This window comes from Plantactinospora sp. BC1 (assembly GCF_003030345.1).
GTDB lineage: Bacteria > Actinomycetota > Actinomycetes > Mycobacteriales > Micromonosporaceae > Plantactinospora.
Genome location: NZ_CP028158.1, coordinates 5,170,563 through 5,190,894, shown reverse-complemented (window position 1 = coordinate 5,190,894; position 20,332 = coordinate 5,170,563). Strand labels below are relative to the sequence as shown.

At 71.9% G+C, this 20,332-nt stretch carries 17 protein-coding genes and 1 riboswitch; of the genes, 10 read left to right on the top strand and 7 right to left on the bottom strand.

Annotated features, from left to right (window positions below; translation table 11 throughout):
• Positions 1-30 precede the first annotated feature (30 nt).
• Together C6361_RS22655 and C6361_RS22650 are read right to left on the bottom strand one after the other, a co-directional pair.
• Positions 31-1,161 carry a magnesium and cobalt transport protein CorA gene (locus tag C6361_RS22655; protein ID WP_107268929.1) on the bottom strand — a complete coding sequence of 377 codons (1,131 nt, stop codon included), beginning with the start codon at positions 1,159-1,161 and terminating at the stop codon, positions 31-33.
• A gap of 115 nt (positions 1,162-1,276) precedes the next feature.
• The gene (locus C6361_RS22650) at positions 1,277-1,591 is read right to left on the bottom strand and encodes a multidrug efflux SMR transporter (protein WP_107268928.1); all 315 of its coding nucleotides are present in this window, start codon (positions 1,589-1,591) and stop codon (positions 1,277-1,279) included.
• A gap of 15 nt (positions 1,592-1,606) precedes the next feature.
• Positions 1,607-1,675: riboswitch (guanidine-III (ykkC-III) riboswitch) on the bottom strand.
• Between the two features lie 197 nt (positions 1,676-1,872).
• Between C6361_RS22650 and C6361_RS22645 the strand changes: the two genes are divergently transcribed.
• Complete coding sequence (locus tag C6361_RS22645; RefSeq protein ID WP_159079428.1) at positions 1,873-2,385, top strand: VOC family protein; 513 nt, start codon at positions 1,873-1,875, stop codon at positions 2,383-2,385.
• A gap of 34 nt (positions 2,386-2,419) precedes the next feature.
• Here the strand turns inward: C6361_RS22645 and C6361_RS22640 are convergent, their stop codons facing one another.
• The gene (locus tag C6361_RS22640; protein ID WP_107268926.1) at positions 2,420-3,544 is read right to left on the bottom strand and encodes a 5-methyltetrahydropteroyltriglutamate--homocysteine S-methyltransferase; all 1,125 of its coding nucleotides are present in this window, start codon (positions 3,542-3,544) and stop codon (positions 2,420-2,422) included.
• A 159-nt stretch (positions 3,545-3,703) separates the two neighbouring features.
• On the bottom strand, positions 3,704-4,459 hold the full coding sequence (locus C6361_RS22635) for a FadR/GntR family transcriptional regulator (RefSeq protein WP_234358960.1): 756 nt from the start codon (positions 4,457-4,459) through the stop codon (positions 3,704-3,706).
• A gap of 177 nt (positions 4,460-4,636) precedes the next feature.
• Here C6361_RS22635 and C6361_RS22630 point away from each other — a divergent pair, with 177 nt between their 5' ends.
• From C6361_RS22630 to C6361_RS22590, 9 genes are all read left to right on the top strand, one after another.
• Positions 4,637-5,887 (top strand): sugar ABC transporter substrate-binding protein, encoded by a 1,251-nt coding sequence (locus tag C6361_RS22630; protein WP_199853053.1) that lies wholly within the window; start codon positions 4,637-4,639, stop codon positions 5,885-5,887.
• Positions 5,888-5,957: 70 nt separating this feature from the next.
• Positions 5,958-6,884 carry a carbohydrate ABC transporter permease gene (locus C6361_RS22625; RefSeq protein ID WP_199853052.1) on the top strand — a complete coding sequence of 309 codons (927 nt, stop codon included), beginning with the start codon at positions 5,958-5,960 and terminating at the stop codon, positions 6,882-6,884.
• A complete protein-coding gene (locus tag C6361_RS22620; RefSeq protein WP_107259003.1) occupies positions 6,884-7,708 on the top strand; it encodes a carbohydrate ABC transporter permease in 825 nt (274 codons plus the stop codon). Before C6361_RS22625 ends, C6361_RS22620 begins: the two co-directional genes overlap by 1 nt.
• 11 nt (positions 7,709-7,719) lie before the next feature.
• Complete coding sequence (gene dgoD, locus C6361_RS22615) at positions 7,720-8,868, top strand: galactonate dehydratase (protein WP_107268925.1); 1,149 nt, start codon at positions 7,720-7,722, stop codon at positions 8,866-8,868.
• Between the two features lie 55 nt (positions 8,869-8,923).
• Entirely contained in the window at positions 8,924-10,153 is a 1,230-nt protein-coding gene (gene manD, locus C6361_RS22610) for a D-mannonate dehydratase ManD (protein ID WP_107259001.1), read from the top strand.
• The gene (locus tag C6361_RS22605) at positions 10,143-10,730 is read left to right on the top strand and encodes a gluconokinase (protein ID WP_107268924.1); all 588 of its coding nucleotides are present in this window, start codon (positions 10,143-10,145) and stop codon (positions 10,728-10,730) included. The genes manD and C6361_RS22605 overlap by 11 nt, the downstream gene beginning before the upstream one ends.
• Positions 10,731-10,884: 154 nt before the next feature.
• Positions 10,885-12,063 carry a low temperature requirement protein A gene (locus C6361_RS22600; RefSeq protein ID WP_107268923.1) on the top strand — a complete coding sequence of 393 codons (1,179 nt, stop codon included), beginning with the start codon at positions 10,885-10,887 and terminating at the stop codon, positions 12,061-12,063.
• 62 nt (positions 12,064-12,125) lie between these two features.
• Positions 12,126-13,250 (top strand): DUF5685 family protein, encoded by a 1,125-nt coding sequence (locus C6361_RS22595; protein ID WP_107268922.1) that lies wholly within the window; start codon positions 12,126-12,128, stop codon positions 13,248-13,250.
• 230 nt (positions 13,251-13,480) lie between these two features.
• Positions 13,481-15,991: an NPCBM/NEW2 domain-containing protein gene (locus tag C6361_RS22590; RefSeq protein WP_199853051.1), complete on the top strand. Its 2,511-nt coding sequence runs from the start codon at positions 13,481-13,483 to the stop codon at positions 15,989-15,991.
• A 92-nt stretch (positions 15,992-16,083) separates the two neighbouring features.
• Here the strand turns inward: C6361_RS22590 and C6361_RS22585 are convergent, their stop codons facing one another.
• The 3 genes from C6361_RS22585 to C6361_RS22575 all read right to left on the bottom strand — a co-directional run bounded on the left by C6361_RS22585 (position 16,084) and on the right by C6361_RS22575 (position 20,253).
• Complete coding sequence (locus tag C6361_RS22585) at positions 16,084-17,349, bottom strand: hypothetical protein (protein WP_107268921.1); 1,266 nt, start codon at positions 17,347-17,349, stop codon at positions 16,084-16,086.
• A 202-nt stretch (positions 17,350-17,551) separates the two neighbouring features.
• A complete protein-coding gene (locus C6361_RS22580) occupies positions 17,552-18,784 on the bottom strand; it encodes a hypothetical protein (RefSeq protein ID WP_107268920.1) in 1,233 nt (410 codons plus the stop codon).
• Complete coding sequence (locus tag C6361_RS22575; protein WP_199853050.1) at positions 18,781-20,253, bottom strand: hypothetical protein; 1,473 nt, start codon at positions 20,251-20,253, stop codon at positions 18,781-18,783. The genes C6361_RS22580 and C6361_RS22575 overlap by 4 nt, the downstream gene beginning before the upstream one ends.
• Positions 20,254-20,332 lie beyond the last annotated feature (79 nt).

Here is a 20,332-nt window from a genome sequence, read left to right as displayed (position 1 = left end):
GGCCCGCCACCGGCCGCCCCGGTCCCGCGCTCAGAGCCAGTTGTTGCGCCGGAAGCCGCGGTGCATCAACACCGCCAGGACCAGCATCACCAGCAGCACCACCCAGAAGCCCTGCGCCGCCTTCACCCCGGGGATGAACTCGAAGTTCATCCCGTAGATGCCGGCGATGAAGGTCTGCACCGCGAAGATCGCCGCCCACGCGGCGATCTTGCGCATGTCGTTGTTCTGGTCCACCGAGACCTGGGCCAGCCGGGCCTGGAGGATCGAGTTCAGCAGGTCGTCGTAGGCGGTCACCCGCTCCACCGTCCGGGACAGCACGCCGTGCACGTCCCGGAAGTAGCGCACCACGGGCCGGGGCAGCTCCCGGTCGTCGAGCAGCGCGGCGAACGGTCGCTGCAACGGCGCCACCGCCCGCTTGAACTCCATCAGCTCCCGCTTGAGCTGGTAGATGTGCGCGATCCGGTCCCGGGCGGTGCGGGAGGCGAAGACCTGCTCCTCCACCGCGTCGATGTCGGCCTCCACGGCGGTGGCCACCTGGACGTACGAGTCGACGAGATGGTCGCAGACCGCGTACGCGACCGCCCAGGGGCCGAGGGCCAGCAGGGTGGGCCGGGCCTCCAGGTCGGCCCGGACCGGGCGGAGCGCCCCGGGTGCGCCGTGCCGGACGGTGAGCACGAAGCGGGGGCCGACGAACACGGTCACCGCGCCGGTCTCGACCACCTCGGAGGTCTCGGTCAGTTCGGTGTGCTCGACGTACCGGCTGGTGCGCAGCACGATCACCGTCACCTGGTCGTAGCGCTCCACCGCCGGCCGGTGCTCCCGGTTGAGCGCGTGCCCGGCGACCAGGTCGTCGAGGCCGAACGTCCGGGCGATCGGCGCGAAGTCCGCCTCGTCCGGATCGTGCAGCCCCAGCCAGACGAACCCGCGCCCCTTGCGCGCCGCCGCCAGGGCCGCGCGGTAGTCGGGCGGGCCCGGCAGCCGGCGACCGTCGAGGTACGCCGCGCAGTCCACGATCCGGTCGGTCTCCGGGCCGCGCTGCGCGGGGACGTACCCGGAGGAGAGGCCCTCGGGGTTGAGCATCCGGGCGATCGCCCGGCGGACCGGCGCCACCCACCTGGTCCGGGTACCGGCCGAGGCCGCATCCCGTTCGTACCCCGTCATCCCCGGATGCCCCTTCCCGCGCGGTCGCTGGGGTGCATCGAACCACCCGCCGACCACCCGGCCGGTCCCGGGTCTCCCCCGGCCGGTGCCGTCGTGGGTCAACCGGCCCGCCGGCTCAGTGGAAGACCTTCAGCCCCACCACGCCGGCCACGACGAGCAGTAGGCAGAGCAGCCGGGGCAGGCTCGCCGACTCGCCGAGCGCGATCATGCCGACCAGCGCGGTGCCGACGGCGCCGATGCCCACCCAGACCACGTAGCCGGTGCCGACCGGAATGCTGCGCAGCGCGTAGCCGAGGCCGACCATGCTCAGCACGAGGGCGGCGGCGAAGATGCCGGTGGGGAGCGGACGGCTGAAGCCGGCGCTGCGCTCCAGCGCGATCGCCCAGACCGTTTCCAGCATTCCAGAGATGATCAACACGATCCAGGCCAAGACGAACTCACCTCGATGGCGGTCGTCTTGGCAGGCCGGGTACGACGCGCAACTCGTCCGGGATCGCCGCGGTGCGGCGTCACCCCAAGGATAACGATCTAGAGCGCCGGCAGCCCCGTTTGTGCGGGATGTCACCGGGGGTCGGAACTGCTCAGGTGGGCGCCGGCCGGCGTGCGCGGGCGCTCGGCGTACCGGCCGGGCCCCCCGAGCCCGGCCCGGTTTGTGTCTGCGAGGGCCGGGAAGAGCTAGCCCGGCCCACCGGTACGTCGGGAGGAGGCACGATGGCCAACGCCGTACCCGATCCGTCGGCCGTGTCGATCGGGCTCGACACCGCCGCGCACGTCGGGATATCCGTCTCCGACCTGGACCGCTCGGTCGCGTTCTACCGGGCGCTCACCGGGCTCGATCCGGTGGTCCGGGACGAGGGCATGCACGGCGCCGGGTTCGCCCGCTCCCAGGGACTGCTCCGGACCAGACTGCGGTACGCCACCTTCCGGCTGCGCAACCTCGGCATCGACCTGATCCAGTTCGAGGAGCCGGCGGGCGTACCGGCCGAGGTGGCGGCGAACCGCCCCGGCTCGATGCACCTCTGTTTCGAGGTGGACGACCTGCCGGCGGTCTACGACCGGATGCGGGCGGCCGGGCTCGACTTCCTCGGCCCGGCCTACACGTTCACCACCGAGGAGGTGTCGCCGCCCGACGCGGCCGGCACCGAGGTGGCGTACTTCAACGACCCGGACGGCACCAACCTGGAGATCATCGCCCCGAGGGGCGGGTTCGCCCGGCCGGACTGACCAGCGGCCCGGCCGGGCGGTGCTGAGCCGGGGCTCAGTTGTCGCCCCAGACCTCCTGGGCGGTCTCCACGATCAGCCGCAGCTTCGCCACCTGCTCCTCCTGGGTCAGCGCGTTCCCCTCCACAGTGGAGGAGAAGCCGCACTGCGGCGAGAGGCAGAGCTGCTCCAGCGGCACATAGCGGGCCGCCTCGTCGATCCGGCGCTTGAGCGCGTCCTTGCTCTCCAGCTCACCCCGCTTGGTGGTGACCAGGCCGAGCACCACCTTCTTGCCCGGCGGGACGAACCGCAGCGGCGCGAAGTCGCCGGAGCGCTCGTCGTCGTACTCCAGGAAGAAGCCGTCGACGTCGAGCTGGCTGAAGAGCGCCTCGGCGACGAAGTCGTAGCCGCCCTCGGCGGCCCAGGAGGACCGGAAGTTGCCCCGGCACATGTGGGTGGTGACCGAGAGGCCCGCCGGCCGGCCGGCCAGCGAGGCGTTGATCTGCCGGATGTAGCGCTCGTGCTGGTGCTCCGGGTCGCCGCCCTGCGCGGCCACCATCTCCCGCTGCCGGGGGTCGTTCAGGTAGGCCAGGCTGGTGTCGTCGAACTGGAGGTAGCTGCAGCCGAGGTCGGCGAGCCGGCGCACCTGCTCGGCGTAGGCGGCGCTGAGGTCGGCCCAGAACTGGTCCAGGTCGGGATAGACGGCGGTGTCGATGGCGGCCCGGCCACCCCGGTAGTGCACCATGCTCGGCGACGGGATGGTCAGCTTCGGCGTACCCGTCGTGACCTGCTGCTTGAGGAAGGTGAAGGCGTCGCCGAAGATGGTGTCGGTCAGCTTCACCCGGTCGTGCACCCGCAGCGCCGCCGACTGGAACTCCAGCTTTCCGGCGGCGTTGAAGAACTCGACGGTCAGTTTCTCGTCGGCCGGGTCGATCCCGCCGAGCTGGTAGATGAAGTCCATGTGCCAGGAGGTACGCCGGAATTCGCCGTCGGTGGCGGTACGCAGCCCGATGCTCTCCTGTAGGCGTACCACCTCGCGGATCGCGTCGTCCTCGACGGCGCGCAGCTCCTCGGCGGAGATCCGCCCGGCGGCCCGGTCGGCCCGGGCGGTCAGCAGCCGCGCGGGTCGCAGCAGGCTGCCGACGTGGTCGGCGCGGAACGGCGGGCGGGATGGTGTGTCCATGGTGGTCCCCTCTGTTCCTGGTACGCGGGCGCTCGGTCGGCACACGCCGGCGCCACGTACCGCGACGGCGCGATCCGGCCAACCATAGTCCGCCGCGCCGGCATTGATGATCTAGAGACCGTACCGCCGGCCGGGTCTCTCCGCCGGCCGGAAACGACGTCAGGAGGCCGGTTCGGGACCGGTCTGCGCCCAGATGGCGCTCATCTCCTTCATGGCCTGCTCCATGATCCGCACCATCGCGGTCTTGGCCCGCTCGCCGTCGTGCCGCTGGATCGCCTGGGCGACGTCGGCGTGCAGTTGCAGCGCCTCCTCGTGCGGATAGTGCGGCATCAGGTCGTAGTGGTGGCGGCCGGCCAGCACCTCGGCGACCAGCTCGTGCAGCTTGACGAACATCTCGTTGCCGGAGTCGACCAGCACCTGCCGGTGGAACTCGATGTCGAGCCGGAGGAACTCCGCCTCGTCGCCGGCCTTGCCCGCCGCCCACATCTTCGCGGCGAGCCCGACCAGCTCGCTCGCCTCCTGCGGGGTGGCCCGCAGCGCGGCGAGCGAGGCGGCCTGCGGCTCGACGGCGGTACGCAGCTCGGTGATCGAGCGGAGCTGGGCGATCCGGCCGGTGGAGGCGAGTCGCCAGCGGATCACCTGGGGGTCGAAGACGTTCCAGTCGCCGGCGGCCCGGATCAGGGTGCCGACCCGGCGGCGGGACTCGACCAGCCCCATCGAGGAGAGCACCCGCAGCACCTCCCGGACCACCGAGCGGGAGACGGCGTACTGCTCGACGAGGTCGTCGATGTAGAGCACGGAGCCCGGCGGGAGCTGGCCGGCGCAGACGGCCGTGCCCAACTGGTCGAGCAGCCGGGCGTGCAGCCCGGATTCGCCGGGGTCGAGCCGGACAGACGCGACCTCAGGTGACGGCATGGCCATAAATAAAGCCTATCAGTGAGTGACCTGGTCTTGCTTAAGTCAGGTTTATCGGCCTAGCATCCGGCATTAGGCGGACGTAGGAGTCCGCGGGCGGCGTCCCAACGGCGGGGCGTCGCGAGGGAAGGGGAGATGGACGTGTTACGTCGCTCGGTAATCGGAACATCTCTGGCCGTGGTGGCTGCCCTCGGCCTGTCCGCCTGCGGAGGCGGCGGCGATGACAGCGGCGGGTCGGACACGCTGCGCGTCACCCTGGTGAACCACGTCTGGACAGAAAACATAAAGAAGGCACTGCCGGAGTTCGAGCAGCAGAGCGGCCTGAAGGTCGAGGTCACGCAGCTCGGCGAGGACCAGCTCTCCGACCAGTACAACGTCAAGTTGAACGCCGGCTCCAGCGACATCGACGTGATGATGTACCGGCCCCTCCAGGAGGGGAAGCTCTTCGCCAAGAACGGCTACCTGACCGACCTGACCGACCGGGCCAAGGAGGACTCGGCGTTCGACTTCGCCGACTTCCAGGGCCCGCCGGTGCAGGCCACCACCTACGAGGAGAAGCTGGTCGGCATCCCGATCATCACCGAGCAGGAGGTCCTCTACTACCGCAAGGACCTGCTCCAGAAGTCGGGCTTCAGCGCACCGCCGAAGACCCTCGACGAGCTGAAGACCATGGCCGCCAAGGTCGAGGCCGACAACCCCGGCACCGCCGGCTTCGTGGCCCGGACCGGCAAGGCCGCCGCGGTCACCCAGTTCTCCAGCTTCCTGTTCAGCTTCGGCGGCGACTTCGTCGACGGCAGCGGCAAGGCCAGCGTCAACACCGAGCAGGCCAAGCAGGCGTACGCGTACTACGGCGGGCTGCTCCGTGAGCACGGCCCGGAGAACATCAGCACCGACATGAGCTGGTCCGAGGCGATGGCGATCTTCACCCAGGGCAAGGCGGCCTTCTACACCGAGGCGAACTCGCTCTACAAGAACGCCACCGACCCGGCCAAGTCCAAGGTCTCCGACAGCGTCGGGTTCGCGCCGTTCCCGGCCGGCCCGGCCGGCTCGAAGCCGTACAACATCCCGTCCTGGGCGCTCGGCGTCAACGAGGGCTCGGAGAACCAGGCCAACGCCTGGAAGTTCATCCAGTGGGCGGCCGGCAAGGACCAGACGCTGGCGCAGCAGAAGGGCGGCGTGCCCGGGGCCCGTACCTCGGTCTGGGCCAACCCGGAGGGCATCGCCACCTACCCGCAGGACCTCGCCGAGGCCATCAAGGTCAGCACCGAGAACGGCGTCGGCCACGACCGCCCGCTGGTCGTGAAGGTCGCCGAGTCCCGCGAGATCGTCGGCCAGCCGATCGTCGACGCGATCACCGGCAAGGACGTGGCCGGCTCGGCCGCGACGGCGAACGAGGCGTTCCAGAAGCTCCTCGACGACGAGAAGTAGGCCATCGCGCGGGGTGACGGAGCGATCCGTCACCCCGCCGCTGGATCCGCCGACCCGGAAAGACCACCCCATGGCATCTCTGGCATCCCCCCAGCCGTCCGGCGAACTGACCGGCTGGACCCGCTGGGCGAACAACAACCGCAAGTGGCTCTTCGCGGCACCGGCCATGACGTTCGTCGGTGCGTTGATCATCTTTCCGCTGGCCTGGACGATCTATCTCAGCCTGACCGACGCCGAGGGCTCGGTCCGGGCCGAGTCCGAGTTCATCGGCTTCGCGAACTACCTCGAGGTGCTCTCCGACACCGACCGGTTCTGGCCCGCCGTGCTGCGTACGGTCGGCTTCACCGGGGTGGCGCTGCTCTTCGAGATCGTCCTCGGCATGGCGGTCGCGCTGCTGTTGTGGCGGCCGTTCCGGGGCGAGCGGTGGGTCCGGGTCGCGATCCTGCTGCCGCTGGTCGCCACCCCGGTCGCGGTCGGCATGATGTGGCGGCTCATCTTCGACCCGAACATCGGGATGGCCAACCAGATCCTCGGCTGGGTCGGGATCGGCCCGCAACCCTGGCTGGCCGGCCAGCACAGCGCGCTGCCGACGACCATCTTCATCGACATCTGGCAGTGGACCCCGATGGTGGTGCTGATCCTGCTGGCCGGGCTCACCTCGCTGTCGAACGAGCCGGACGAGGCCGCCCGGGTGGACGGGGCGAGCGCCTGGCAGCGGTTCCGGCACGTCACGCTGCCGCTGCTGATGCCGACGGTGATCGTGGCGATCCTGCTGCGCGGCATCGACGCGCTGAAGACCTTCGACATCCTGTACGCCACCAAGGGGCGCGGCGGCGGCTCGTTCCACGAGGTCGAGACGCTGAACGTGTACGCGTACGGGCTGAGCTTCGACTACAACGAGTACGGCATCTCGTCGACCGTACTCATCATCTTCTTCCTGATCATCATCGGTTCGATGTGGGCGTTGACGTCCCGCCGCAAGAAGGGCGCACAGTGATGGCCCGCCGCAAGCGTCGTACCCCGTACCAGGTCTTCCGGGCGGTCGCCCTGGCCGTGGTGGTGGTCTCGCTGATCGCCCCGCTGCTCTGGATGGTCGCCGCCTCGTTCAAGACCAACGTCGACATCTACGACTCCGGCAAGGCGTTCGCGTTCACGCCGGTGCTGGACAACTACACCAAGGTCCTCGACCAGGCGAACTACCTCCAGTTCATCGGCAACAGCCTCTGGGTGGCCTTCGCCGCCACCGTGCTGTCGCTGATCCTCGGCGTGCCGGCGGCCTATTCGATGAGCCGGTTCAACATGAAGAAGTCGGCGCTGGTGGTGCTGATGGCCCGGGTGATCCCCGGCGTCTCGCTGCTGGTGCCCTGGTATTACGTCTTCTCCAACCTGAAGCTGGTCGGCGGCTTCACCGTGCTGATCCTCAGCCACATGTTCGTGTCGCTGCCGCTGGTCGTCTACATCCTGATGGGCTTCTTCGACGGCCTGCCGCTGGAGTTGGAGGAGTCGGCGCAGGTGGACGGACTCACCCCGATCGGTGCGTTCCGGCGGATCACCCTGCCGCTCTCCGCGCCGGGCATCGCGACCGCCGGCATCCTGTCCTTCATCTTCTCCTGGAACAACTTCATGTTCGCCCTGGTGCTCTCCGGCGCCGACACCAAGACCCTGCCGGTGGCGATCTTCGACTTCGTCGGCTACGCGAGCATCGACTGGGGCGGCCTGATGGCCGCGTCCACGGTGGTCACCCTGCCGATCATGCTGATCGCGCTCTTCGTGCAGAAGTACGTCGTCTCCGGCCTCACCGCCGGGGCCACCAAGGGCTGAGGGCGGAGACCGTGACAAAGATCGAACGGGTGGAGAGCTTCCTCGTCCCACCCCGGTGGCTGTTCGTCCGGATCGAGACCTCGGACGGCACCGTCGGCTGGGGCGAGGCGACCTGCGAGGGCCGGTCCGAGACGGTACGCACCGCCGTTGCGCAGCTCAGCGAGCTGCTCGTCGGCCAGGACGCGCTGCGGATCGAGGACCACTGGCAGGTGATGACGAAGGGGTCGTTCTACCGGGGCGGGCCGATCCTGGCCAGCGCCGTCTCCGGGCTCGACCAGGCGCTCTGGGACATCGCCGGCAAGCACTTCGACGCCCCGGTGCACCAGTTGCTCGGCGGCCCGGTCCGGGAAAAGATCCGGGTGTACGGCTGGGTCGGCGGCGACGACCCCGGCGAGGTCGCCGAGCACATCGCCGCGCAGGTGGCGGCGGGGCTGACCGCGGTGAAGATGAACGCCTCCGGTCGGATGAGCCCGGTCGCCTCGGTGGCCGAACTCGACGGGGTGGTCCGGCGGGTCGCCGCCGCCCGGGAGGTGCTCGGCGAGCACCGGGACGTCGCCGTCGACTTCCACGGCCGGTTCACCCTGGCCAACGCCCGTCGGGTCGCCCCGCTGCTGGAGCCGTTCCGGCCGTTCTTCCTGGAGGAGCCGGTCGTACCGGAGAACTCGCACCTGCTCGGCGAGTTCGTCCGGTCGACCAGTACGCCGGTCTCCACCGGTGAGCGGCTCTACAGCCGGCAGGAGTTCCTGCCGGCGCTCCAGGCCGGCATCGCGGTCGCCCAGCCGGACCTGTCGCACGCGGGCGGGATCACCGAGGTCCGTAAGATCGCGGCACTGGCCGAGGTGTACGACGTACAGCTCGCGCCGCACTGCCCGCTCGGACCGATCGCGCTGGCCGCCTGCCTCCAGGTCGGCTTCGCGACCCCGAACTACCTGATCCAGGAGCAGAGCATCGGGATCCACTACAACGCCGACGCCGAGGTGCTCGACTACCTGGTGGACCGGGCGCCGTTCGGCTTCGCCGACGGGTACATCGCCCGGCTGACCGGTCCCGGCCTCGGCATCCAGATCGACGAGAATGCGGTACGCCGGGCGGACCAGCGCGGGCACAGCTGGCGCGGTCCCGTCTGGCGGCATCCCGACGGCTCCTTCGCGGAGTGGTGAGCCGACCCCTCGGCGCGCCGCTCCGCCCCACCACCCCAGCGCAGAAAGGCATGTCGTGAAGATCGTCGCCGCGGACGTGATCGTCTCCAGCCCGGACCGCAACTTCGTCACACTCAAGATCACCACTGACGAGGGGATCACCGGGCTCGGCGACGGCACCCTCAACGGCCGGGAACTCTCCGTCGCCTCCTACCTGGCCGACCACGTCGTACCGCTGCTGATCGGGCGGGACCCGCACCGGATCGAGGACACCTGGCAGTTCCTCTACCGGTCGGCGTACTGGCGGCGCGGGCCGGTGACGATGGCCGCGATCGCCGCCGTCGACGTGGCGCTCTGGGACATCAAGGCGAAGGCCGCCGGGATGCCGCTCTACCAGCTCCTCGGCGGGGCGTCCCGGACCGGGATCATGGCGTACGGGCACGCCTCCGGGCGGGACATCCCGGAGCTGTTCGACTCGATCCGGCACCACCTGGAACTCGGCTTCCGGTCGATCCGGGTGCAGACCTCGGTCCCCGGCATCGAGGCGGTCTACGGCGTCGCCGCCCAGACCAGTGTGGACGGCAAGCGCTACGACTACGAGCCGGCGCAGCGCACCGCGCTGCCGGTCGAGGAGGACTGGGACACCCGGGCCTACCTGCGGCACCTGCCGACGGTCTTCGAGGCGGTCCGGGCCGAGTTCGGCCCGGAGCTGCCGCTGCTGCACGACGGCCACCACCGGATGACCCCGATCCAGGCCGCCAAGCTGGGCAAGGCGCTGGAGCCGTACGACCTGTTCTGGCTGGAGGACTGCACCCCGGCGGAGAACCAGGAGGCGCTGCGGCTGGTCCGGCAGCACACCACCACCCCGCTGGCGATCGGCGAGGTCTTCAACACGGTCTGGGACTACCAGACGCTGATCCGCGAGCAGCTCATCGACTACGTCCGCTCCGCCGTCACGCACACCGGCGGGATCACCGCGATGCGCAAGCTGCTCGACTTCGCCGCGCAGTACCAGATCAAGTCCGGGATCCACGGGCCGACCGACATCTCCCCGGTCGGGATGGCCGCCGCGCTCCACCTGGACCTGGCGATCCACAACTTCGGGATCCAGGAGTACATGCGGCACGGCCCGCTGACCGACGAGGTGTTCCGGCAGTCGTTCACCTTCACCGACGGCTACCTGCACCCCGGCGAGCAGCCCGGCCTGGGGGTGGAACTCGACGAGGAGGCGGCGGCCCGCTTCCCGTACCAGCCGGCGTACCTGCCGTTCAACCGGCTCAAGGACGGCACCGTCCATGACTGGTGACGGCCGCCCCGGCCCGTCGCTCGGCGGCGACGGGCCGGACCGGTCCACCACCCGGCACGTGGTGGTGATGGGGGTCTCCGGGTCGGGCAAGACCACCGTGGCCGTGGGAATCAGCACGGTCACCGGGCTGACCTTCGCCGAGGCGGACGAGTTCCATCCGGAGTCCAACGTGGAGCTGATGCGCGCCGGGGTGCCGCTCGCCGACGCGCACCGCTGGCCCTGGCTGCGCGAGCTCGCCGGCTGGATGGCCGAACGCGCCGCCGAGGGGGTCTCCACGGTGCTGGCCTGCTCGGCGCTGCGACGCTCCTACCGGGACGTACTCCGGCAGGGGCCGCCGAGCGTCGACTTCGTCTTCCTCGACGGGTCGGCGGAGGTGATCCGGGAGCGGATATCGCGGCGGGCCGGGCACTACATGCCGGCCAGCCTGCTCGACTCGCAGATCGCCACGCTGGAACGCCCCGGGCCGGACGAGCGGATCCTCACCCTCGACGTCGCCGCGACCCCGCAGGAGCTGGTCGAGGCCGCGGTCGAGGGTCTCGACCTGCCCCGTCGCCGGGCCGCCCAGCCGGGCCGCTGAGCAACCGGGACACCGCGCCCGGTCCGCCGTGACCGGCCGGCCGGGTGACCGCTTCCCGCGCCGGCCGGGTTACGTCCTACCCGCCCCTCGATCGTTCGCCTAGTGACAGGAGAAGGCGGCGGTCGAGGACGGCAGGGAGTGGGACGGCGGCTCAATGGCGAGCGACGAGACGCGCAGGCTGCTGCGCCACCCCGCGGCACCGAAGCGGGCGACCCTGCTGGAACTGCTGCTCGACGTGGTCTACGTCGCGGCGCTCGCCCTGCTCTCGATGCGGTTGGCCGAGGAGGTGACCTGGCTCGCCGCCGCACAGGTACTGGTACTGCTGATGGCGGTCTGGTGGGTCTGGTCGATCACCGCGCTGCTCACCGACTTCTACAACCCGGACGAGCCCAAGATCCAGGTCATCGTCGCCTGGGCGATGCTGGGCAGCATCGTGATGACGGCGAGCCTCCCGCAGGCGTTCGCGGGGCTCGGCTGGCTCTTCGCCGGGATGTACGTCGCCATCCACGTGGTACGCGGATTCGTGCTGATAGCCGTGCTCCGCGGCCACCAGGCCCAGATCCGGGCGGCCCGGTTCCTCTGCTGGTTCGTGCTCTCCGGTGCGCTCTGGCTGGCCGGCGCCTTCCTACCCGCCTCGACCCGCCTGCTGCTCTGGGGCATCGCCCTGGTGATCGACTACGTCAGCGCCGCGCTGCGGTACCCGACACCGTGGCTGGGCCGGGTCCCGCTGTCCCAGTACGACAAGGCGAGCGAGCACCTCGGCGAGCGGTACCAGCAGTTCGTCATCCTGACGCTCGGCGACATCATCCTGGTGCCGCTGCTGATCAGTGGCCAGCACGGGCTCAACCCGCAACGGATGGGGATGCTGCTGCTGGCGTTCGTCACCATGCTGCTGCTCTGGCAGATCTACGTCCACCGGGCCGGAGCGCTCCTGCAGACGGCGATCGACAGTGGGCCGCGCCGGGCCACCCGGTGGGCGCCGTACACCCACCTGCTGATGGTGGCCGGCATCGTCTGCACCGCAGCCGGCTTCGAACAGCTCGTCAGCCAGTCCCGCACCCGGGCCGGGCTCGGCCTGGTCGGCGTCATCGTCGGCGGACCCGCCCTCTTCCTGATCGGCCGCACCGTCTTCGAGTACGAGCTGTTCGGCAAGTTCTCCTGGTCCCGGCTGGTCTGGCTGGTGGTGCTGGTCGGCACGGCACCGGCGTTCCTGCCGCTGACCCCGGTCGCGGTGGCCGCCTTCACCGGCACGGTCCTGCTCGGGGTGGCCCTCTCCGACGCCGCCCGGTCGACCGACTGGCACTGGCCGGGTCGCCGCCGCACCCGGTCCTGAGCCGGCGGGGGTGCGCCGGGTCGCTACGCTGCCGCAGCAGTCGAACGATCGTGGGAGGCGCCGTGTTCGGGATCGTACGGCCGTGCCGGCACCGGATGTGCGGGAAGCTGCACGCCGCCTGGCTCGGCCACCTCTGCGGGCTCTGCCTGACCCTCCGGGACGAGCACGGACACCGGGCCCGGCTGGCCACGAACTACGACGGCCTGCTGATCTCCGTACTCCTGGAGGCACAGCGCGCCGCCCCGGCCCGGTACCGTCCGGCGGCGCCCTGCGCACTGCGCGGCTTCCAGCCCGCCCAGGTGCTCCCCTCGACCGACCCCGGCGCCCGGCTGGCCGCCGCCGTCTCGCTGGTCCTCGCCGCCGGCAAGACCCGGGACCACGTCGCCGACCGGGACGGCGCGCTGCGGGTCCCCGCCCTCGCCGGGGTCGCCGGCCGGCTGGCCGACCGGTGGGCCGAGGCCGGCGCCCGGACCGGCGACGCGGTCGGCTTCGACACCGGCGTGCTGCTCGCCGCGGTGGCCCGGCAGTCCGAGTTGGAGTCGACGGTCGTCCCGGGCATGTCGGTGCTGGTCGCCACCGAGCCGACGGAGACCGCCGTGGCGGCCGCCTTCGCGCACACGGCGACGCTGGCCGGCCGGCCGGGCAACGCCGCCGGGCTGGCCGAGATCGGCCGGTACTTCGGCCGGATCGCCCACCTGCTGGACGCCGTCGAGGACCACGCCGACGACGCCGTCCGGGGCGCGTTCAACCCGTTGCGGGCCAGCGGCACCGACCTGGCCCAGGCTCGCCGGCTCTGCGAGGACGCGCACCACGGCCTGCGGCTGGCCCTGGCCGACCTGGAGCTGCGGGACCCGAGGCTGGTCCGGGCGCTGCTCGACCGCGAGGTCTCCGACGCGATCGACCGGACGTTCGCGCTGGCCGGTGCGGCGGACGACGGTCCGGCGGTGCCGCTCGCCGGGCACGGCCGGTCCGGTCAGCCGGCGGGCCATCCGGACGGGGCCGCGCAGCCGCGACCGGACGGCTGCGGCGCCCCGCTGGTGGTCGGCGGCGCCTGCATCCTGACCACCTGCACCTGCGGGCTGTGGCAGCCGCGCTGGGGCAAGCGCCGGCGCAAATCGTGGGACGACCGCTGCTGGTGCACCCGGCACTGCGACTGCGACTGCTGTAGTTGCTGCGACTGCTCCTGACGCCGGCGCCTCGGGCATCCACCGGGCCGCTCGGCCAGATATTGACGGATGTCAAGGAAAGCGCTTACCGTTTGCCGCGTTGTGGATCCATCACGGTGCGTGGCCCCGATGAGTCGCGCGTACCGACGGCCGTCGGCCCGGTCGACACCGCCGCCGGGCGAGCCGTGGAGTCCACACCACTGTGCCGACCCGATCGCGGACGACCGCGGTCGCCGCCGAAGGAGGTGTCGGTGACGCACACAGCCAAGTCCCGGACCCTGGCCGTCCTGGTCCTGATCCCGTCCCTGCTCAGCGCGACGCCGGCCGTGGCCGCACCCGCCGCGCCGGCACCGGAACGCCCGGTCGCCGCCCCGGCCCCCCAGCCGGAGACGCTCGCCCCCACCCCGCCGATGGGCTTCAACAACTGGAACGCCTTCGGCTGCGACGTCAGCGAGACCCTGATCAAGGAGACCGCGGACGTACTCGTCTCCTCCGGGCTCGCCGCCGCCGGCTACGAGTACGTCAACATCGACGACTGCTGGTCGCTGCGCGAACGTGGCCCGGACGGCCGGCTGGTGCCGGACCCGGTCAAGTTCCCGAGCGGGATCTCCGGAGTCGCCGACTACGTGCACGGCAAGGGCCTCAAACTGGGCATCTACGGCGACGCCGGCACCGCCACCTGCGCCGGCTACCCGGGCAGCCTCGGGCACGAGGAGATCGACGCCCGGACCTGGGCCGACTGGGGCGTCGACTACCTGAAGTACGACAACTGCAACAACCAGTCCGACGGGTCGCAGCAGGACTTCGTCCGGCGGTACACCGCGATGCGCGACGCGCTGGACGCCACCGGCCGTCCGATCGTCTACGCGATCTGCGAATGGGGCCAGTCCCAGCCGTGGACCTGGGCGGCCGAGGTCGGCGACCTGTGGCGGACCACCGGGGACATCAGCGACAACTGGTCCAGCGTCCGCTCGATCATCGCGCAGAACGCGCCACTGGCGCCGTACGCCGGGCCGGGCAACTGGAACGACCCGGACATGCTGGAGATCGGCAACGGCGGGATGACCGGCACCGAGTACCGCACCCACATGAGCATGTGGGCGATGATGGCCGCACCGCTGCTGATCGGCACCGACCTGCGCAAGGCCACCCCGGAGACGCTGGCGATCCTCGGCAACCGGGAGATCATCGCGATCGACCAGGACCGGCTCGGGGTGCAGGGCGCCGTCGTCTCCGACCGGGACGGGCTGATGGTCCTGGACAAGCCGCTGGCGAACGGCGACCGGGCGATCGCGCTCTACAACTCGACGGACTCGCTGGCCACGGTGAGCGTGCCGGTCCGGGAGACCGGGCTGCGCCGGGCGGGCGCGTACCGGTTGCAGGACGTCTGGACCGGCCGGGTCAGCCAGGCGAGGTCCACCATCTCGGCCGGCGTACCGGCGCACGGCACCGTGGTCTACCGGGTCCGACCGCTGGCCGACCCGGCGGCGGTCCCGCCCCAGGTCGCCCTCGGGGCGACGGTCGACAACCTGCTCCCCGGCGCGCTCGGCGAGAACCTCCTGGTCAGTACGGTCACCAACCGGGGCGTGGGCGCGCTGCGCGACGTGCGCGTCACGGTCTCCACCCCCGAGGGCTGGCGGGCCGCCGAGATGAGCGACCCCGCACGACGGCGACTGGGCACCGACGCCTCCTTCGAGACCACCTGGGCACTCCAGATCCCCGAGGAGACGCCCGCGGGGCGATATCCGATCACCGTCACCACCACGTACCGGTGGGGCGCACGGCAGCGGCCGGCCAGCACCACCAGCGAGATCATCGGGGTGGTCTTCACCCCACCCGGGGACGGCCGGCGCCACCTGAGCACCATCGCGCCGCTGCACTCCGGCAACGCCCTCGGTCCGGTCGAGGCCGACCAGAGCAACGGCGGAGGTGCCGGCGGCGACGGCAACCTGATCACCATCGGCGGACGGGTCTACAACCGGGGCATCGGCACCACCGCCCCCAGCGAACTCTTCTATCTGGTCGCCGGTTGCACCCACCTGGTCACCGACGTCGGAATCGACGACGAGGCACCCGCCACCGCGCCGGTCACCTTCACCGTCCACGCCGACGACCGGGTGGTGGCCAGCAGTGGACCGGTCAGTCCGGGGGCCGCCCCGGTCACCCTGACCGCCGACCTGACCGGCGCCTCCGGGCTGCGTCTGGTCGCCACCGGCGACGCCACCGGCCAGGCACACGCCGACTGGGCCGCGCCGATCCTGACCTGCGGCTCCGCCGGGCCGGACGACCCGGTGCTGCCGACCGAGCGGACCATCTTCTCGTTCGAGTCCGGCACCGAGGACTTCACCGTCGCCAACCCGGGCTCCGGGGGCACCGTCGCGCAGACCCGTACCTTCCGTACCGAGGGCGAACACGGGCTGACCGTCGCGACGCCGAAGGACGGGAACTGGTTCGGGCGTACCTTCGCCGAGCCGCTGGACCTGACCGGGGCGGCGCGGCTGCGCTTCGACGTACGGGCCGACGAGGTCGGGACGGTCGGCGAGTTCGCCGTACAGGTCGGCCCGGACTGGGCCTGGTGCCAGGGTGGACTGTGGAGCTGGACCAATCCGTTCGCCAGTCGGACGATCACCGAGGAGATCGACGACCTGAGCTGCCCGGCCGGGGCGAGCCTGGACCTCTCCCAGGTACGGGCGGTCTGGATCTTCCTCAACGGTGGCGGTCAGGTGCACGTGGACAACGTCCGGGCGGAGTACCCGGAGTAGCGGAGTACCCGGAGTAGTTGTCCGGAGGTCGAGTCCGCACCGGGGTCCCGGCACCGGTGCGGACTCGACCCGCTGGACGGGCGGCCGGCGCCTCAGCTCACGGTGATCGCACCGCTGCCGGAGCGGACGCAGGCGACGGCCCGGTTCGGGGTGGCCGCCGCACCGGCGAGGCACTGCCCGAGCACCGCGTGTCCGGCCGCGTTCGGGTGCCAGGACTCCTGACAGGTCTGGAAGTACGTGACGCAGGCGTTCGCGATCCGCTGGATGGCGATCTTGTCGTGGCCGGAGAGGCTGGTCACCGGGATCCCGGTCGGGCCGTCCTGCAACCGGATCGGGGTGGCGAGCGCGCCGGTCGGGCTGGACCCGGTCTCGCAGAGCCGGGCGCCGTCGAAGGCCCGCTGCACGTTCAGGTAGACCAGGTCGTCGCCGGGGAACTCGGCCCGCATGGTGCCGTGCACCGACTGGACCAGCGTGCCGAGGCCGGTGGAGAAGAGGTGCCCGGCGGCCAGACTCGCCCGGTGCACCGGGCAGCCGGCCGCGTACCGCTCGGCGCCGAGCGCCCGGAACTTGTCCCGGGTGTCGTCGCGGTTGTCCTCCTCGTGGAAGCGCGACTCCAGCTCGAACGGCAGCGGGTTGGTGTAGTCCTGGAAGACGATCCGGTGCTGCCCGTCGGCGTCGACCTGGTCCAGGGTGGCCAGCAGTTGCCGGACCGCGTTGGTGGTCTCGGCGGTCGCCGCCGCGAACTCGGCCGGGGTGCCGAGGTCCTCGCCGGCACACGGCGCCTGCTCGACCGGACCGCCGAGGTACGCCCAGAACTCCCACCAGCCGGTCCAGGCGTCCGCGATGAACCGGTTGGCGCAGTCGGAGGCGACGTCGCCGAAGGTGAAGGAGCTGTTGTTGGAGCCGAGCCCGAGCAGCACCAGGTCGATGTCGTGGGTCTGCGCCACCGCCCGGAGCTGGTCGAGCTGGGCCGCCACCGTACGCCCCTTGGCCCGCCCGGCGGAGGCGTTGACGATGTCGTACGGCTGGCCGCCGGAGCAGGCGAGGTTGAACCGGGCCGAGATGCCGGGCAGGTTCGCCTGGTGCAGCGAGGCGTTCGCCGACCGGTGGCAGAAGAAGGCGTTGCTGTTCGGCGCGGACCAGCCGGGGAAGCCCTGCGGGCTGCCGTTGGCGTCCACCACCGGCTGGTAGCCGCCGGCGCCCTCGCCGCTGACGAAACTGTCCCCGATCGCGACGGCGGCCGTCGGCAGCGCCGCGCCGGCCGTACCCGGTGCGGTGACGATGCCCGACAGCGTGCCGGTGGCGGCGAGGGTGAACGCCAGCGCCGCGGCGGCAGCGGGTCGACGGAACCCGAACATCTCCGACCCCCAAGAACGTCTGATCGAAATATCGAAGCTTCTTCGCGTCCGGGCATCAGATCACGCACCCGGACGGGAATCAACGAATGGCACCGATCCCGGCCGTCACCGCCCGGGCGACGTCTCCGGCGGCCACCGTCCGCGCCGGGGCGACGTGCCGGGCGCGGCCGTCAGGGCCGGGGCGACGTGTCCGGCGTGGTCGTCAGGGCCGGGGCCGGGTTCGGCCGGCGCGGCCGGCGGAGGTCCGCGCCTGGGCACGGCAGGCGTCCAGGATCTCCGGACGCAGCAGGTGGCCGAAGCCGGCCCGGTCGAGGCGGAGGGTCAGGCCGGCCCGGTCGGTGCCGAGCGCGGCGGCGGTGGCGTCCAGCTCCCAGTCGTGCGCGGCGAGCCGGCCGAGCAGGTGCCCCCGGCGGGCCTGCGCGGCGGAGAGCCGGAAGGTCTTCAGGTACGCCAGCCGCCCGTCGGCGTCGGTGATGGTCTCGCCGACATGGTTCTCCCGGTCCGGGTGGAACGGCGGCAGGAAGCGGGACAGCGTGAACCGACCCAGCCGGTACACCGACTCGACCGTGCGCTGCTCCCCGCCGAAGAGCCCGTCGACCGTCAGGTGCTGCGGTTCCGCCCAACCGGCCCGGCCCCGCGCCACCTCGGCGCGGAGGTCGGCCAGGCCGTACACCCGGGACTCGTCGATCCGGGCCGGGAACTCGGGTACCGCCGGGTAGAGCTGGGCGTACTGGTGCACCAGCTCGCCGTAGAGGTCGCCCAGCAGCGTCGGGTGCAGCGCGCGGTAGTCCTCGGGGTGCGGCACCACCAGGGCGGCGGCGAGCGCGTCCGCGACGTGCAGCAGCATGCCGCACTGGCCCGGGTGGATCTCGAAGATCCGCAGCGCGTCGGCGAGGCCGGGGATCTCGGTGCCGGCGTACGCGGCCTCGGCCCGGGGCGAGAGACCACGGCTGACGGCCCGACGGGTCCACTCCTGCCAGGCGATCGGCGGCCCGCCGAACTGCAACCCGAGGAAGCCCTCCAGGGCCAGGTGCAGCGGCAGGAAGCGCAGCCGGCGCTTCTCCTCCCGGCGGGCCATCCGGCGGTGGAAGTGCAACCCGATGCCCCGGGGCGGACCACCGGTCGCCGGGTCGACCAACTGGGTGCCGTACGCGGCGGCCGGGCTGCCGTCCCCGGTCCAGGTCGCCACGAAGGCGTGCGGGATGTAGGCGACGTACCCGGTGCGCGGGCCCACGCCGACGACCGACAACTCGTCCGGGTCGTAGAGCCGGGGGTGCAGCCGCAGGTCGGTGAGGGGCTCGGTACGCAGCAGCGGTTGCAGCCGGACGGCACCCCAGACCTGGTCCGGGCCGGCGTACAGGCCGGTCAGCCGCAGCTCGTGCGCACCCGACGGGTCCACCCCGGCACCACCACCGGCGTGCCGCGCCGGGCTCATCCGTCGCCCCCTTCCGGTCCACTGTGGTCGTCGCGGCTCTCCGGGTGCGGCGGCGACCCGGCGAGGAACCGGTCGACCCGGTCGTCGAGATGCCGGCGCAGCTCGGCGAAGCTCGCCGTACCGGTGGCGAAGCGGGCGAGCTCGACCAGCGCGGCGGCGTCCTCGGCGTCGCGTACCCCGACGGTCGCCACCCCGGGCGCGAGCCGGCGCACGTCGAAGGTGTCGCTGTCGTACACCGGGTTCAGGTGCACGACGGAGGTCCGCCGCTCCGGGTCGAGCCGGATGCGCCAGACCCGCAGCACCTCCGCCGCCAGCCCGGGGGGCGCGTTGTCCCAGCCGTCCGAGACCACCACCAGCCGGTCCGGCCGGTGCGCCAACCCGTCCAGCAGCCGCTCCCCCAGCCCGGTCGGCCCGACCGCCCGGACCAGCAGCGGGTCGTCCCGGTGGTGCAGCCAGAGCCCGGTGTAGTCGGCGGCGAGCGCGCCGAGCAGGAAGTGGGTGGCCAGCGCCACCGCCAGCGGACGGCGGCGCTTGACCCGCGAGCCGGACGACGAGTAGCTGTCGTCCAGCACCGCCACCACCCGGCCCCAGCTACCGGCCTGCCGGCCCGCGGCCCGGCGGGCGGCGGCCCGCAGCGCGTCGGTCAGCTCGGTGCGCCGCTCGACCCGCTCGGCCAGGGGCAGCGACAGGACGTACCCGGCGAGCCGGGTCAGCGGGGCCCGGGACAGCTCCATCCCGACCGCCGCCACGCCGAGCCGGCGGGCCGAGGACTGCAACCGGAGCCGCTCGGCACCGGTCAGCTTCGGGGCGATGTTGGTCAGGAACCGGGCCCGGTCGATGCCGTGCAGCGCGGCCAGCCCCTCGGCGGCGGTGTAGGGCAGCCCGTACAGGGCCCGCTGCTCGTAGTGCGCCCGGCGCCAGGTCTCCAGCAGCGGCGTGTCGTACCGCTTCGGGCGGCGCCAGTCGAAGAGCACCGTACCCAGCTCCCCCGGCAGCGCCAGGTGCGCGTGCCGGGCGGCGACGGCGAGTCCACGCCGGTACTTGACGGCGTCGAACGCCGGATCGGGCCGGGCCGCCAGCCAGTCCCGGACGATGGCCCGGGTACGCCGGTTGTTCACGCCCAGCCGGCGCAGCTCCCGGAAGACCCGGTACGCCCGCTGCGGCGGCAGCAGCCGCAGCCGGGCGGCGATCAGCCGTCCCTCCACGGCCCGCCGGGCCGGGTCGGCGTCCCGGGCGGTGCGGAGCAGGTTCGTCACCACCAGCGCGGCGTTGAAGTCGTTGACGTCCAGCGCCAGGGTCGCGGCGTAGAGGTCGCGGTAGTTGCCGAGCACGTAGTCGTGCAGGAACGCCAGCGACATCCGCTGCTCGGCGGCGCCGGAGCGGAACTCGTGCTGCCCGGTCGAGGTGACCGCCGCGTTGACGAACATGACCACGTCCTCGCACGCGACCCGGTCCGGCAGCGACAGCACGGCGACCTCCGTCGGGGGTGGCGGAAGCCGGCCGGGGAATGAGGGCACGAACTGCGAATCATCGCTGCAGAGGCGGGTT